The sequence below is a fragment of the Duganella aquatilis genome (assembly GCF_009674565.1).
In the GTDB taxonomy this organism is placed as follows: domain Bacteria; phylum Pseudomonadota; class Gammaproteobacteria; order Burkholderiales; family Burkholderiaceae_D; genus Rugamonas; species Rugamonas aquatilis.
Map to the genome: position 1 here is coordinate 107092 of NZ_WKJL01000012.1, position 12917 is coordinate 120008.

Here is a 12917-nt window from a genome sequence, read left to right on the forward strand (position 1 = left end):
GCCAACTCCAGGCGCTGATTAACAATCAGCCCAGTGTTGCGCACGCCTCCTGCAAAGTCAATAATCTTAGAAGAAAAACATGAAAACCGGGGTCAGTGCCGACATTCGGACACAAGCACAGCCGTAGCGACTGCTACGGCTGTGCTTGTGTCCGAATGTCGGCACTGACCCCGGTTTGGGTTACGTCAGGTCGAACACCGCCATCGATTCGACGTGCGAGGTGTGCGGGAACATATTGACCACGCCAGCCTTGTCCAGCTTGTAACCGGCCAGGTTGACCAGCGCGTTGGCGTCGCGCGCCAGGGTCGACGGGCTGCACGAGACGTAGACGATGCGCGTCGGCAGCAGCTCCGGATTGGTGTTGCGCAGCTCGCCCAGCGCCAAAGCCAGCGCCATGGCGCCGTCGCGCGGCGGGTCGATCAGCATGCGGTCGAACTTGCCCAGCGCGACCAGGTCCGCCGCCGTCACTTCGAACAGGTTGCGGTTGTAGAAGGTGGTCTTGCCATCCAGGCCGTTGGCCTTGGCGTTGCTCAGCGAACGCTCGGTCAGCGTCTCGCTGCCTTCGATGCCGACCACTTCGCGCGCCAGCGTCGCCAGCGGCAGCGTGAAGTTGCCCAGGCCGCAGAACAGGTCGGCCACGCGGTCTTGCGGCTGCACGTCCAGCAGGCGCAGCGCCTTGTGCACCAGCACGCGGTTGATGTGGTGGTTGACCTGCGTGAAGTCGACCGGCTTGAACGGCATGCGCACGCCGAATTCCGGCAGCAGGTAGTGCAGCTGCGGCGCCAGCGGGTAGAACGGCGCGGCCGTTTCCGGGCCCTTGGTCTGCAGCCAGAACTGCACGCCGTACTGGTCGGCGAAGGCCTTGACCTTGGTTTCGTCGTCGGCCGTCATCGGCGCCATGATGCGCAGCACCATGGCGGTGACATCTTCGCCGATCGCCAGTTCGATCTGCGGAATCTGGTTGAACAGCGTCAGCGAGCCGATCAGCGCGCGCAGCGGCAGCAGCATGTCCGACACGTGCTTGGGCAGGATCTGGCAGCTCTTGATGTCGGCCACGAACACCGAACGCTTTTCCTTGAAGCCGACCAGCACCGTGCCCTTCTTCTCGACCCAGCGCACCGACAGGCGCGCGCGGTAGCGATAGCCCCAGGTCGGGCCGTACATCGGCCGCATGATGTTGTCGGCGTGGACCTTGCCGATGTGCCACAGGTTATCTTCCAGCACGCGCTGCTTGATCGCCACCTGCGCGGTCGCTTCCAGGTGCTGCATCGAGCAGCCACCGCAGTAGTCGAAGTGTTCGCACTTCGGCGCCACGCGCATCGACGATTCGCGGTGCAGCACGGTCATGCGCGCCGCTTCCCAGTTTTTCTTCTTCTTGAACGTCTCGAAGCTGACGCGCTCGCCCGGCAGCGCGCCTTCCACAAACACCACCTTGCCCGGCGAGCCGTCTTCATTCTCAATGTGGCCGACGCCGCGGGCGTCCATGTCGAGCGATTTGATGTCGATGGTATTTTCTTGCATAACGTTTAAGTTTGAATGACAAAAGATAGGCGCCGGCGGATGCGCCGGGGCCAATATGATAGCAGAATGGGAAGTGACTACAGCAGCGAATCGCGGACCACGCCGCGCGCGGCCATGGCGCGCTTGAGTTTGACCAGCGCTTCCTGCTGGATCTGGCGCACCCGCTCGCGCGTCACGCCCATCTCCTCGGCCAGGGTTTCCAGCGTGGCCGGGTCGTCGTTATCGAGGCCGAAGCGGCGCATGATGACGATGCGCTGCTTGTCCGGCAGCTTGGTCAGCCAGTCGCGCACCAGCACCGTCATTTCGTGGTGCTCGGCGCGGGCGTCGGGACTGTCGTCGCTGTCGCCGGGCAGCATGTCCATCAGCGACGACTGCGGGTCGTTGTCCAGCGGCGCATCGAGCGAGGTGGCGTGCTCGGACAGCGCCAGGATATCCTGCACCTCTTCCACCGGGCGGCCGACCAGTTCGGCGATGTCCTCGGCGGTGGCGTCCTTACCGTTGTGGTGCTGGGCTTCGAGGTGGTATTTGCCGCGCAGGATCTGGTTCAGCTCGCGCACCATGTGCACCGGCAGCCGCACCGTGCGCGCCTGGTTCATGATGGCGCGTTCGATGCTCTGGCGTATCCACCAGGTCGCATAGGTCGAGAAACGGAAGCCGCGCTCGGGCTCGAACTTGTCGATGGCGCGCATCAGGCCGATATTGCCTTCTTCGATCATGTCGAGCAGCACCACGCCGCGGTTGATGTAGTGCTTGGCGATCGACACCACCAGCCGCAGGTTGTGCTCGATCATGGTCTGGCGCGCGCTGAAGTCGCCGGCCTTGGCCAGCGTGGCGTAGTGGACTTCCTGCGGCGCCGTCAGCAGCGGCCGGGTGCCGATCTGGTTCAGGTAGTGCTGGGTGGTGTCGGTGGACAGTTCGGCGGCCAGCACTTTTTTCAGTTCGTCGACGCTTTCCAGCACCGCGCCGGTTTCCGGCGCGTCGCCTTCCTCGGCATCGTCGACCGCAGCCTCCTCGTCGCGAAAATCGTCCGGGAGCGAATCGTCATCCATCTGATCGTGCGGCGTCGAGGTCATGGCTTTACATGGCTCAGCTAGCGGTTAGGCAGGAAGCGCGACGGGTCCACCGGTTTGCCCTGCTGCCGGATTTCAAAGTGCAGCTTGACGGAGTCGGTATCGGAGTCGCCCATTTCCGCAATCATTTGTCCCTTGTTCACGCTCTGACCTTCCTTGACCAGGATGGTCCGGTTGTGCGCATAGGCGGACAACAAATTAGTACTGTGCTTCACAATAACGAGATTACCATAACCACGGATGCCGCTGCCGGCATACATCACTTTTCCTGCGCCGGCCGCCACGACTTGCTGGCCGGCCTTGCCGGCGATGTCGACGCCCTTGTTCTTGCCTTCGTCGAAGGTGGCCACCACCTTGCCTTCGGCCGGCCAGATCCAGCTGACGCTGGCGTCGTCGGCGGCCAGCGCCGGTGCGGCCGGCGCCACAGGCGGCGCCGAGGCGCGCGGGGCGGCCGCGGCGGCGGCCGGCGCAGGGGTTGACGACGATGCAACGGCCCCTTCCTTGCCATTGTCGCTACGTTGCAGCTCGGCCAGATTGGCTTCCGAATACGGCTTCTTGTCGCCCTTCGGCCCGGTTTTCTTGACCACCGGCGCCGGCGGCGGCGTCTTGTCGGACGGCGGCATGATGACGGCGGCGGTTTCCACGCCCGGGCCGTTTGGCGCGCTGTCCGGCGGCAGCACGCGCAGCACCTGGTCGACCTTGATGTCGTTCGGGTTGCTCAAGTTGTTCCAGGTCACCAGGTCGCGGTAGTTCTGGCCGTATTCCAGCGCGATGCGGATCAGGGTGTCGCCTTTTTTGACGGTGTACAGGCCGCGCTCGTCGCGGGCGATCTGCGCTGTTTCGCTTGGCGTGGCGGGTTTGACGGCGGGCGGAATCGTGCGGTCTACAACCGGGGCTTGATTAGGGGGGCTTTGGCAGGCGCTCAATAATACGAGCACAAAGCCCAGGGCGAGCAAATTGCTTTTATTCGTCATTCTCATTTTCATCTAGTGGTTCGGGCTAGACCACGCCCGGACGCAGGGGCACGAAGTGGCAATCTTCCAGCGTTTCGCTGGTCCATTCCGTCTTGCCGATGCGCGTAATCAGTTCCAAATGCTGGGTACGGACGCCTACCGGCGCGACCAGGCGGCCGCCGACGGCCAGCTGCTCCAGCAAGGCTTGCGGCACCTCCATTCCGGCCGCGGCCAGAATGATACCGTCAAACGGCGCCGCTTGCGGCAGGCCAAGCATACCATCTCCGTAATGCAGACGCAGGTTCGGCACGCGCAGGGGCCGCAGATTGGCCTTGGCCAGCTCGTGCAGCGGTTTGATGCGCTCGATCGAATACACCTCCTGCGCCACGCAGGACAGCACCGCCGCCTGGTAGCCGCAGCCGGTGCCGATCTCCAGCACGCGCTTCAGCTGGCCGCCGTTGCGCAGCACCTCGATCATGCGCGCCACGATGTAGGGCTGGGAAATGGTCTGGTGATGGCCGATCGGCAGCGAGGCGTCGACATAGGCTTGCGGCGCCAGGCCCTCGTCCATGAACAGATGGCGCGGCACGGTTTCCATCGCGCCCAGCACCAGCGGGTCCTTGACGCCCTGCTTGGCGATGCGCTGCACCATGGCGCGGCGCACCGCGTCCGACACCAGCGGATTCTGGCGCGGCGCCTGGGCCGGCGCCGGCTGCGCGCGCTCCATGGCGTAGCTGTGCGACTTGGACGGTGTGGCCACCGCGCGCGGCGCCGGATATTGGGGCGGCGCATGGCGCGCAGCGTTCTGGGTGGCGGTTTGCGGTGTCGCCACCGGCTTGAATACCGTTGCCTTCCTGGCCCCCTGGTCGACTACCGAGGACAGCGGCAAAGGGAAGGTACGGTTTTTTTCGTTCATGCCAAGGCCTTTGCCAATGCATTGAGTTGGGAGGTGTGCGTCAGGTCGATCTGCAGCGGGGTGATCGACGTGCGGCCGTTGGCGCAGGCGTGGAAGTCCGTGCCTTCGCCGGCGTCCTTGCAGGCGCCCGGCGGGCCGATCCAGTAGATATCCCGGCCGCGCGGGTCCTTGGCCTTGATCACCGGCTCGGACTGGTGGCGCCGGCCCAGGCGGGTGGCGACCACCTGATTAAGCTGATCATAAGGACGGTTGGGTATATTCACGTTCAGCAGATACGGCTGCGGCAACGCTTCATAGTAACGCTGGACAATGTCGCGCGCATGACGGGCGGCATCGTCGATATGCTCCCAGCCGTAAGCGCCCTGCGAGAAGGCGATGGCCGGGATGCCGAACAGATAGCCCTCAGTGGCGGCGGCCACGGTGCCGGAATACAGCGTGTCGTCCCCCATATTGGGACCATTGTTGATCCCGGAGACGACCAGGTCCGGCCGGTAATCGAGCAGCGCCGTCAGCGCCACGTGCACGCAATCGCTGGGCGTGCCGTTGACAAAATAAAAACCATTGCTCGCCTGCTGCACCGACAAAGGCCGGTCCAGCGACAGGGAGTTCGACGCGCCCGAGCGGTTGCTGTCCGGCGCCACCACCACGATCTCGGCGATGGGGGCAAGCGCGTTGGCCAGCGCATTGATGCCCGGCGCCAGATAGCCGTCGTCATTGCTAATCAGGATTCTCATTCAAAGGATTTTACCTGAAGCAATGGCCGCACTGCGCATGCCGGCCGCCCCCTTTGCGTATAAATTTTCGTCAACGCGGCGGGTTACGGCCGCCGTACAGATGCCCGTCGAGCGCCAGCAGTTCATCCGCCGCCCTTGACCAGGCGCTGCTGGCGGTGGCCTGCACGGGGCGCCGCAACGGCCGCACCAGCGCATCGCCGTAGTCGTCCATGGCGGCGTCCTGATGCAATTCCGGCACCAGCGGCGCTTCGTCGGTCGGCACGCCGAGTTGCAATTGAACATCAATCAGCTGCTCGCGCGCGCGGCGGGTATCCGGATGCTCCGGCCCCAGGCGGCGAAGATGGGCTTGCAGCACGGCGTCCAGCAGGCTGCGCGCCGCATCCAGTTCTTGCATTTGAAGCAAGGTATACGCCAGCGACGTCTTGCTGCGCAGCGTGTCGGCATGCTCGGCGCCAAGCAAGCGCCTGCGCGCCGCCAGCACCTGCTCCTGCACCGCGCGGGCATGCTGCAGGTCGCCCCGCTGCAACAGCAGCTCGGCGCGCGCCGCCTTGGCGCCCAGGGTTTGCAGGTGGTCGGGGCCGAACAGGCGGCTGTAGGTATCCAGCACATGGTCCTGCAACACCAGCGCTTCGGCCACCCGCCCTTGCAGCCCCAGCGTGGCGGCCAGGTTGGCGCGCGCCGTGAGCGTGTCGAAATGTTCCGTGCCCAGCATGCGCTCGCGCGCTTCGACGATGCATTCGTCGAGGAATTGCGCTTCGTCCAGCCGGCCCTGCTGGCGCAGCGCGCCGGCCAGATTGGTCTTGCTGGCCAGCGTGTCGGCATGGTCTTCGCCCAGGCTGCGCTGGCGCAGCGACAGGCTTTCCTCCAGCGCGGCCAGCGCCTGACGCAGCTTGCCTTCGCGCCAGTACAACTCGCCCAGCAGGTTGAGATCGTGCGCCAGCGGCTGCACGGCCGCGCGCGCCGCGCTGCCGCCCGCCTCCAAGGCGTGGCGCGCGGCGCCGATCGAACCCAGCAGCGCGATTTCGCCGCTGGACTGCCACGGAAAATAGCCCGGCGCCAGCCAGGCGAGGAAGGCTTCGAAGGTGCGCGTCATGGAAAAACGGTCGCCGCCCTGATCCAGCCGCACCGCCAGCTGCTCGCCGTAGGCCACCGAGCGGTTCTGCTGCAGCTGGACTTCATCGAAATAACTCTCCAGCGACACCTGCTGCAAGCCGTAGCACTCGCGTATCAGCTCCTCGAAGCCGGGCTGGTAGCCGGGAATGTGCTGGGCGGCGTCGCCGCGCCGCCACTGGGCGCGTTCGCCGCCGTCGCCGGTGTCCACGCGCGACGGCAAGGGATAGATCAGCAGCGGCCGCTGCTCGTCTTCGTGGCTGCGCCGGTAAGTGGTGGCGCGCGTGACCAGCGCCTGCAAGCCTTCCAGGCTCTGGCGGTTGGGCGTGAACATCAGCACCAGCTTGCGGGGCAGCAAGGTGGTGCAGACGCCGGCGCTGTCGGTGCGGCCTGTGCGCGAATCCACCAGCACGTAGCGGAAATGGCGCGACAGACGGTCGGCGAAGCAGCGGAACAGCGCCGGACAGGCATAAAACAGCTCCTCCCACTGCATCGAGGCCAGCCGGTCGGGATAGCTGTCGTCGAAGCGGCCGGCGCGCATCATGTACAACTGGCTGCTTTCGTCGACGCGGGTGACGTATTGTTCCCAGCCGACGGCGGCCAGCACCTCGTGCGCCAGCTCGTCGTCATCGATGCTCAGGCCGGTGCTGCGGCGGCGCAGCAGCTGCTCGCGGCAGGCCTCGAAGAATTCCAGCACGCCCGGCTTGTTCTCCTGCTGGTGCGCAAAATAATGGTGCAGCCCCGGCGCTTCCAGGTCCCAGTCGATCATCAGCACCGGCGCGGTGGCGTTTTGCTGCCGCGCCAGCAGCACCGCGATATTCGCCAGCGCCATGGTGCGGCCCGTACCGCCTTTGTAAGAATAGAAAGTGATGACTTCGCCGCCGGCGCTCAGCGGCGGTAGTGGCAGGGACGTGAGTTCCATGGCAACCCTTTAGCGTGGAAAATGTGGAGGAGGAATGGCACGCCATTCAGGCGGGATCTCCGGCAGGACGAAACGGCTGCAGTCGTGCCCCGGCGGCGTGCTTCGTTTTAGACAGTGGTAATGCTCGGCGATGCGGTGGACGATTTTTTCGATGTCCGGGATGAAATCTGGATTGGTTTTCAACTCCCCGCTGGCCAGCGTGTAGCGGGAAAAGTCCACGTACATGCCCAGCCCGGTGATTTGCGGCGGCAGGCCGACCGGGTGGCGGGTCATGATGACGGGGATGATCAAATGGCTGGGCAGCGTGTACCACTGCCGGCGTTCCATTTCGATAAGTTGCATTGCTGCAAACTCACGGCGGGTGTAGCCGTGCGCTTCGTATTTGGGTGTATAAATGACAATCATGCAAACGCTCTCGCACAAGGCGCGCGCGATCTTGCTATCGAGGTCGTCACCGCCCCCAAGTTGCTCACTATCAACAAACAATTCGTTCTCGTTGTCGAAGTGCGGTTCCAGATAGCATTTCAGGGCGTCCACCAGGTCGTCCTTGAACTTGCTCATATAAGTATGCTGGCCGTGTGCATAACTGAAAAAACAGCCGTGACGGATAGTCATGATATCCCCCCTACGTTTAACCAACTCTAACAATCCTTTCAGCAGACACTTTGAGCCAGAACAAACGCGCGGCAGGCCGAACTTTGCGCAAACGGCTGGCGCTTTCAGGTAAGATAAAAATATAACGAGCGTTCTTTTTTATAATCGAGGAGACCAGAATGAAAGCAGTCGTATGCCAGGCCTGGGGTGTGCCGGACACCCTGACGGTGCAAGAATTACCAGACCCGCAACCGGGTCCGGGGCAGGTGGTGATCGATGTGCAAGCCGCCGGCGTCAACTTTCCGGACGTGCTGATCGTGCAAGGAAAGTATCAATTCAAGCCGGAACTGCCGTTCGTGCCGGGCAGCGAAGTGGCCGGCGTGATCCGCTCGGTCGCTGACGATGTGACAACTTTCAAGGCCGGCGACAAGGTCATCGCCTTCACCCCAACCGGTGGCTTCGGACAACAATTATTGGCGCCTGCACAAGCCCTGATCCCGATGCCGCCCGGCATGAATTTCGAGATGGCAGCCGCCATCACCCTCACCTACGGCACCTCGTACCACGCGATTGTGGACCGGGCCAAGCTAGAAAATGGTGAGAACATGCTAATTCTTGGCGCGGCAGGGGGTGTCGGGCTGGCGGCGATCGAGATAGGCAAAGCCCTTGGCGCCCGCATTATTGCTTGCGCTTCGACCGATGAGAAGCTGGAAGTATGCCGCCAGCATGGCGCCGACGTGTTGATCAACTACAGCAAGGAAGATTTGCGCGAAGCGGTCAAGGCGGCGACCGGCGGCAAGGGACCGGACGTGATTTACGACCCGGTGGGCGGCGACTATGCGGAGCCGGCGTTCCGCTCGATCGCCTGGGGCGGACGCTACCTGGTGGTAGGTTTCGCCAACGGCGAGATTCCCAAACTGCCGCTCAACCTGACCTTGCTGAAAGGCGCCTCGCTGGTCGGCGTGTTCTGGGGCGAGTTCACCAAACGCAATCCCAAAGGCAATTTGAGCAATATGCGGCAACTCCTCCAATGGCTCCAGGAAGGCAAGATCAAGCCATTGATTTCGGGACGCTACAAACTGGAAGAAGCGGCGCAGGCGCTGAACGATATGGCAGCCCGCAAGGTCACCGGCAAGGTGGTGGTGGTGCCCCAATAAACCGGGGTCAGTTCTGCCAATCGCACACGAGCTCATGTACCAATGGCAGAACTGACCCCGGATTTTGATACCAGAAGTTACTGATCGGAATTCTTGTTTTTGAAGAATTCGATCACGACTTCCTGTTCGCGGGTGCGTTTGAAGGATGGCAGGCTTTGCCAGATCCGCTTGCCGTATGGCTTGGAAATCACGCGCGGATCGCACAGCATCAGCACGCCGCGGTCGCCTTCGTCGCGGATCAGGCGGCCGGCGCCCTGCTTCAGGTTGATGATCGCTTCCGGCAAAGTGTGATGCATGAAGCCGTTTTTGCCCTGTTTTTCCATCACTTCGATGCGCGCGGCCAGCACCGGATCGTCCGGCGGCGCGAACGGCAGCTTGTCGATAATCACCAGGGACAGCGCATCGCCGCGCACGTCGACGCCTTCCCAGAAGCTTTGCGAGCCGATCAGCACTCCATTGCCGGCCTTGCGGAACTGGTCCAGCAGCTCGGTGCGGCCCTTGTCGCCCTGCACGAACAGCGGATATGGCAGGCCGCGCTTCTCGAATTCGTCGCGCAAGCGCTCGGCGGCGCGCTTCACGGCGCGCAAAGTCGTGCACAAAAGGAAAGTTTTGCCGCCCGCCGCCTCGATCACCGGCAGCGCCAGGTCCAGCACGGCATCCGTGTAGCCGAAGGAATTCGGGTCCGGCAGGCCGGTCGGCACGTACAGCAAGCCCTGTGCCTCGTAGTTGAACGGACTCGGCCAGGTCATCGACGGTTCGTCGCTCAGGCCCATCTGCTCGGAGAAGTGGCTGAAGTCGTTCTTCACCGCCAGCGTCGCCGAGGTGAAGATCCAGCTGCGCGGCACGCCTTCGCGCTGGCCGTTGAAGATCGGCGCGATCGACAGCGGCGTCTTGTGCAGCTGCAGCGACGAGGCATAGGCCTCGACCCAGAACACCGCCTCCTCGCCCTTGGCGACCTTGGCTTTCGGATCGAATTTCCAGGCCGCCAGGCGGCCGACCAGCTCGACGCCGCGCTGGCGGCACTGCTCCAGCGTTTCGGCCCGTTCGGCCTGCTTTTCCAGCACGTCCATCATGCCGTCCAGCTCGTCCTTGAGCTTTTGCAGCGCCGGGAAGAAGTCGCTCGACGCCGCAATCTGCGGCAGCGACAGGCGCACGATGTCTTGCGGGAAGGTCAGGCGCAGGTCGCGCGCGGCCTTCTCCACCACGGTGACCACCTTGCCCCAGTCGGCGCCGTCGCGGGCATTCGACAGGCCTTCAGCCAGCACGTCGCGGCACAGCTCCAGCACCTGCGAGGTCGAGAAGGTGTCGCCGAAGAACAGGGTGGCGGTATCCGGCAGCTGGTGCGCCTCGTCGAAGATGATGGTGTTGGCGGACGGCAGCAGCTCGGCCACGCCGGAATCCTTCAGCGCCACGTCGGCAAAGAACAGGTGGTGGTTGACCACCACCACATCGGCCTGCTGCGCTTCCTTGCGCGCCTTCATGATGAAGCAGTCCTGGTAGTACTGGCACTCGGCGCCCATGCAGTTGTCGCGGGTCGAGGTCACCAGGTTCCAGATCAGCGCGTTTTCCGGCACGCGCGCCAGCTCGGCCTTGTCGCCGGTCTTGGTCATTTTCAGGAAACGCGAGATTTCGCGCAGGTGGCCGACGTCATCGCGCGAGGTCATGCGGCCGTTCTGCAAGGTGCGTTCCAGGTGGTAGTGGCACAGGTAGTTCGAGCGCCCTTTCAGCAGCGCCACCGACACCGGCGCCTGCAAGGCCGCGCGCACGGTCGGGATGTCGCGCAGGAACAGCTGGTCCTGCAAGTTCTTGGTCCCGGTCGAGACGATGGTCTTGCCGCCCCACAGCAGCGCCGGCACCAGGTAGGCGAAGGTCTTGCCCGTGCCGGTGCCGGCCTCGGCGATCAGGGTGGTCTGGTTGGCGATGGCGGAGGCGATCGCCTTGGCCATTTCGGTTTGCGAGCGGCGCGGGCGGAAATCGCCCACCGCCGGCCCGAGCGGACCGCCGGCGCCGAACAGGCGCTCGACCTCGGAATCGTATTTGCCGGGGGGCTGGGCGGGCGTGGCGCCGATCACGGCGGGAATGGCATCGGACGCCGCGGCGGCGGACTGTGGCAGAGGTTCGGTCAAAATAAACTAGCGTGTGGCGGGAATCGGCTTACGCCGGAACGTCCGGCACTAATTGCATTTTCAGCAGAGTGATATGGTCTTTCAGTTGCAGCTTGCGCTTCTTGAGGCGGCGCAATTGCAGTTGATCGTGGTGTCCGTCCAGCGTCAGCATGTCGATGACCGCGTCCAGATCACGGTGTTCGACGTCGAGTTCGATCAATCGACGCTGGATATCTTGTACATCAGTCATATTCTCGGCCAAATAGTTTCACTGGAACAACACGGATACTTCAAACGCATTGCAAACAAACTGCGACACGGTGCATAGTTTAATCTACGGCGCGTCGGACGCCAACAAATGATCTTATGAGCGCTTACAAAATAGAAGCCGGGACCGCCCAGCACATCGGAAACCGGCCGCAACAAAACGACCGCGTCGCCCTATTCACCGCCGCCAAGGCACCCGGCTATGTGCTGGCGGTGCTGGCCGACGGCAACCAAAGCCCCATCGCGCCCGACCAGGTGCTGCTCACCGCGAAACACCTGCTGGACGAATTCCGCGCCGGCGACACCCCCAACCTGCCGCGCCTGCAGGAACTGCTGCGCAGCATCGCCCAGGAGGCGCACGACGTCATCCGCATGAATCCCATCGCCGCCGTGGCCGAGCCGCACAGCGCGCTGGCGCTGCTGGTGCTGACGCCGCAGGCGCAGGCCGTGTGGGCGCATGTGGGCGACGCCCGCATCTACCATTTCAACGGCGAGCGCTGCGCCATGCGCACCAATGACGCCGCCTACGTCGACCATCTGATCCAGCACGACAAGCTGCCGCCGGAAGCGGCCGCGCGGCACCGCGGTTCGCGCCTGCTGAACAACGCGCTGGGCAACCGCATGAAAGATCCGTTCGTCACCGTCGGCGCCCAGGAAGGCTTGCAGCCGGGCGATGCGTTGATGCTGTGCTCGGATGGACTGTGGCAGTTGTTCCGTCCCGAAGAACTGGCGGCGGCGGTGGCGCGCAACACGCCGCGCCAGGCCGCCGAACGGCTGATCGCCAAGGCCGCCGAACGGGCCCAGGGCAAGGGGGACAACTGCTCGATGGCGATCATCAAACTGGTGGCGCCGCCGGCGCAGGCGCCCGCCTACACCGTCGAGAAGATGCGCCGCGCCGTGTAATTACTTGGCCGGCGCCTGCGGCTGGGCCGCAGCCTTTTTCTTTTCCGCTTCGGCGCGCTCGGCGGCCTGCTTGGCCTTGGCGTCGTTTTCCGCTTTCTTGCGCGCGACTTCGGCCTGGCGGCGCTCGGACTCGGCTTTCTTGCGTTCGAAGGCCTCGACATTGGCGGCGCGCTTGGCGGCGTTGGCGGCGTCCTCGCGCTCCTGGCGCTGGACCTTGGCGTCATGCTGCGCTTCGCGGTCGGCGACGCGCACGCCCGATGGCGGCTTCGCCTCCTCGTGCTCGGTCTTGGCCGGTTTCTGCGGCTGGGCGGCGCGCAGCTCGGCTTCGTCGGCATCCTTGCGGGCGCGTTCGGCCAGGTCGGCGTCGCGCCTGGCGACCGAATCGACACGCTTGAAGTGCTGGGCGTCGACTTCGCGCGCGCGCGCGTCGGCCAGCGCCACACGGCGCTTTTCCTTGGCCTTGTCCAGGCAGTTATTGACGAAGAACTTGGTCGAGCATTCGCGCTCGCTGGCGGCGTATTCGTCGTTGATGGCGGCGCGGTCCTGGGCCACCTTGACCAGCGCGGCGTCGGCCTGCTGCACCGTTTGAACGTTCTGGGCCTGGGCGGCGGTGAGAGCCGCCGCCAGCATGGCCGCTACTGTGATAATTGCTTTCATCTTCAGAT

12 protein-coding genes are annotated in these 12917 nt (G+C 64.0%); 2 read left to right on the forward strand and 10 right to left on the reverse strand.

Annotated features, from left to right (window positions below; genetic code table 11):
• Nucleotides 1-180: 180 nt before the first annotated feature.
• From rlmD to GJ698_RS17070, 7 genes are all read right to left on the reverse strand, one after another.
• Nucleotides 181-1521 (reverse strand): 23S rRNA (uracil(1939)-C(5))-methyltransferase RlmD, encoded by a 1341-nt coding sequence (rlmD, locus tag GJ698_RS17040; protein ID WP_154359056.1) that lies wholly within the window; start codon nucleotides 1519-1521, stop codon nucleotides 181-183.
• A 77-nt stretch (nucleotides 1522-1598) separates the two neighbouring features.
• Nucleotides 1599-2594 (reverse strand): RNA polymerase sigma factor RpoS, encoded by a 996-nt coding sequence (gene rpoS, locus GJ698_RS17045; protein ID WP_154359057.1) that lies wholly within the window; start codon nucleotides 2592-2594, stop codon nucleotides 1599-1601.
• A 17-nt stretch (nucleotides 2595-2611) separates the two neighbouring features.
• A complete protein-coding gene (locus GJ698_RS17050) occupies nucleotides 2612-3565 on the reverse strand; it encodes a peptidoglycan DD-metalloendopeptidase family protein (RefSeq protein WP_154359058.1) in 954 nt (317 codons plus the stop codon).
• 25 nt (nucleotides 3566-3590) lie between these two features.
• Nucleotides 3591-4460, reverse strand: a complete 870-nt coding sequence (locus GJ698_RS17055; protein ID WP_154359059.1) for a protein-L-isoaspartate(D-aspartate) O-methyltransferase — start codon at nucleotides 4458-4460, stop codon at nucleotides 3591-3593.
• Nucleotides 4457-5194 carry a 5'/3'-nucleotidase SurE gene (gene surE / locus GJ698_RS17060; protein ID WP_154359060.1) on the reverse strand — a complete coding sequence of 246 codons (738 nt, stop codon included), beginning with the start codon at nucleotides 5192-5194 and terminating at the stop codon, nucleotides 4457-4459. The genes GJ698_RS17055 and surE overlap by 4 nt, the downstream gene beginning before the upstream one ends.
• A gap of 70 nt (nucleotides 5195-5264) precedes the next feature.
• Complete coding sequence (locus tag GJ698_RS17065) at nucleotides 5265-7226, reverse strand: KGGVGR-motif variant AAA ATPase (protein ID WP_154359061.1); 1962 nt, start codon at nucleotides 7224-7226, stop codon at nucleotides 5265-5267.
• 9 nt (nucleotides 7227-7235) lie between these two features.
• Nucleotides 7236-7841 (reverse strand): TIR domain-containing protein, encoded by a 606-nt coding sequence (locus GJ698_RS17070; protein ID WP_154359062.1) that lies wholly within the window; start codon nucleotides 7839-7841, stop codon nucleotides 7236-7238.
• Between the two features lie 158 nt (nucleotides 7842-7999).
• On the opposite strand from GJ698_RS17070, the gene GJ698_RS17075 reads away from it, so the two are divergent.
• Nucleotides 8000-8977, forward strand: coding sequence for an NADPH:quinone oxidoreductase family protein (locus tag GJ698_RS17075; RefSeq protein ID WP_154359063.1), 978 nt, complete (start codon nucleotides 8000-8002; stop codon nucleotides 8975-8977).
• A 77-nt stretch (nucleotides 8978-9054) separates the two neighbouring features.
• Here the strand turns inward: GJ698_RS17075 and yoaA are convergent, their stop codons facing one another.
• The gene (gene yoaA, locus GJ698_RS17080) at nucleotides 9055-11103 is read right to left on the reverse strand and encodes a DNA repair helicase YoaA (protein ID WP_371865356.1); all 2049 of its coding nucleotides are present in this window, start codon (nucleotides 11101-11103) and stop codon (nucleotides 9055-9057) included.
• A 28-nt stretch (nucleotides 11104-11131) separates the two neighbouring features.
• Nucleotides 11132-11332, reverse strand: a complete 201-nt coding sequence (locus GJ698_RS17085; protein ID WP_008450659.1) for a YdcH family protein — start codon at nucleotides 11330-11332, stop codon at nucleotides 11132-11134.
• Nucleotides 11333-11448: 116 nt separating this feature from the next.
• On the opposite strand from GJ698_RS17085, the gene GJ698_RS17090 reads away from it, so the two are divergent.
• On the forward strand, nucleotides 11449-12252 hold the full coding sequence (locus GJ698_RS17090; RefSeq protein WP_154359064.1) for a PP2C family protein-serine/threonine phosphatase: 804 nt from the start codon (nucleotides 11449-11451) through the stop codon (nucleotides 12250-12252).
• Here the strand turns inward: GJ698_RS17090 and GJ698_RS17095 are convergent, their stop codons facing one another.
• Nucleotides 12253-12909, reverse strand: coding sequence for a hypothetical protein (locus GJ698_RS17095; protein ID WP_154359065.1), 657 nt, complete (start codon nucleotides 12907-12909; stop codon nucleotides 12253-12255).
• Nucleotides 12910-12917: the final 8 nt, after the last annotated feature.

Coding starts and splice junctions, on each gene's coding strand:
- GJ698_RS17090 (WP_154359064.1), top strand. CDS start 11,449: ATGAGCGCTTACAAAATAGAAGCCGGGACCGCCCAGCACATCGGAAAC.
- surE (WP_154359060.1), bottom strand. CDS start 5,194: ATGAGAATCCTGATTAGCAATGACGACGGCTATCTGGCGCCGGGCATC.
- GJ698_RS17085 (WP_008450659.1), bottom strand. CDS start 11,332: ATGACTGATGTACAAGATATCCAGCGTCGATTGATCGAACTCGACGTC.
- GJ698_RS17095 (WP_154359065.1), bottom strand. CDS start 12,909: ATGAAAGCAATTATCACAGTAGCGGCCATGCTGGCGGCGGCTCTCACC.
- rpoS (WP_154359057.1), bottom strand. CDS start 2,594: ATGACCTCGACGCCGCACGATCAGATGGATGACGATTCGCTCCCGGAC.
- GJ698_RS17055 (WP_154359059.1), bottom strand. CDS start 4,460: ATGAACGAAAAAAACCGTACCTTCCCTTTGCCGCTGTCCTCGGTAGTC.
- GJ698_RS17050 (WP_154359058.1), bottom strand. CDS start 3,565: ATGACGAATAAAAGCAATTTGCTCGCCCTGGGCTTTGTGCTCGTATTA.
- GJ698_RS17075 (WP_154359063.1), top strand. CDS start 8,000: ATGAAAGCAGTCGTATGCCAGGCCTGGGGTGTGCCGGACACCCTGACG.
- GJ698_RS17065 (WP_154359061.1), bottom strand. CDS start 7,226: ATGGAACTCACGTCCCTGCCACTACCGCCGCTGAGCGCCGGCGGCGAA.
- GJ698_RS17070 (WP_154359062.1), bottom strand. CDS start 7,841: ATGACTATCCGTCACGGCTGTTTTTTCAGTTATGCACACGGCCAGCAT.
- rlmD (WP_154359056.1), bottom strand. CDS start 1,521: ATGCAAGAAAATACCATCGACATCAAATCGCTCGACATGGACGCCCGC.